This is a genomic window from Pseudomonas sp. MD195_PC81_125 (assembly GCF_014060985.1).
Taxonomy (GTDB): domain Bacteria; phylum Pseudomonadota; class Gammaproteobacteria; order Pseudomonadales; family Pseudomonadaceae; genus Aquipseudomonas; species Aquipseudomonas parakoreensis.
The window spans coordinates 1-1,095 of the sequence record NZ_JABULD010000077.1; the positions used below are offsets into that span (position 1 = coordinate 1).

Here is a 1,095-nt window from a genome sequence, read left to right on the forward strand (position 1 = left end):
CGCTGAACCCGGGGCCTTGTAGAAGGCCGGCCCGCTCTTGCGCTCGGCGACGCTGCCGCAGCCGATCATGCCCCAACGCACCACGTCCATGGTCAAACCCTCCGTGCTTGCACAACCTCAGCCCAGGTGCAGCGCGCGCAGATCGAGGTGGCCGTCCTTGATGGGCGGGCACCAGTAATAGCCGCCGGTAATCGGTCGGCTGATGCGGTACAGACCATCAGCGATACCGTCTTCCAGACCGCTCATGCGCCGCAGTTGCGCCTCGAAGGCGTCCAGCGAGAACCCGAAGGCGAGGAACATCAGACCGGCCCGGTCACCTTCAATCCATGGCATCGAACGGCGCACGACGAAGGCTTCGGGGGCGAAGCTTTCCTGGGCGGTGCGTTTGACGTGGGCAGAGACTGGCGCATCGTCGATCTCTTCGTTGTCGCTCAGGCGACGGCCCATGATGTTGTCTTTGTCTTCGCCGGACAATTGATGAAAACCCTTGAGGTCGTGCTGCCACTGCTGGATCGCGGCGAAGCTGCCGCCGACCAGACCTTCTGCGCCCTCGCCCAACAAGGCTGCAGCGATGGCGGCTTCGTCGTGCGGGTTTTCGGTGCCGTCTTCGTAGCCGGTCAGGTCATGGCCGTCCTTGTGGCGGAAGGCTTCCTGCCTGTCGACCAGGCGCAGCGCCGGGGCCAGTGCGGCCTCGACGGCGTTGCAGCGGTTGAGCAGTTCGCCACGGTCGTCACCATGCAGCCAGACCCACAGCGCGTGCTGGGTAGAGGGGTTTTCCACGCCGACGCCGGTCATGGCCGGGAAGCTGCGCAGTCCATCAATCTGTACGTTCAGCGCCTTGGTCAGGGATTCACCGAAACCGACCACCGCCGACTTGCCGTCCACCAGGCTCAGCAGGTTGTCGATCGCCTGCGGCAGTGCTTCAACCGACGCCAGGGCGAAAAACAGGTGACGCGCTTGTGCAGGAACGGGGGTGGCGAGAATGCCCGGCTGGTAGTAACTCATGTGAACTCCTTGGGAAAGTGCGCGGGAGTTTACCTGTAGCCGGAGATTTTGTGGGGGCTCTGACAGTCAAAAGATCGCAGCCTTCGGCAG

At 63.6% G+C, this 1,095-nt stretch carries 1 protein-coding gene; it reads right to left on the reverse strand.

The features are described 5' to 3' along the window. Positions 1-117: 117 nt before the first annotated feature. Positions 118-1,005 carry a Dyp-type peroxidase gene (locus tag HT737_RS03585; RefSeq protein WP_047293972.1) on the reverse strand — a complete coding sequence of 296 codons (888 nt, stop codon included), beginning with the start codon at positions 1,003-1,005 and terminating at the stop codon, positions 118-120. Between the last annotated feature and the right edge of the window lie 90 nt (positions 1,006-1,095).

Coding starts and splice junctions, on each gene's coding strand:
- HT737_RS03585 (WP_047293972.1), bottom strand. CDS start 1,005: ATGAGTTACTACCAGCCGGGCATTCTCGCCACCCCCGTTCCTGCACAA.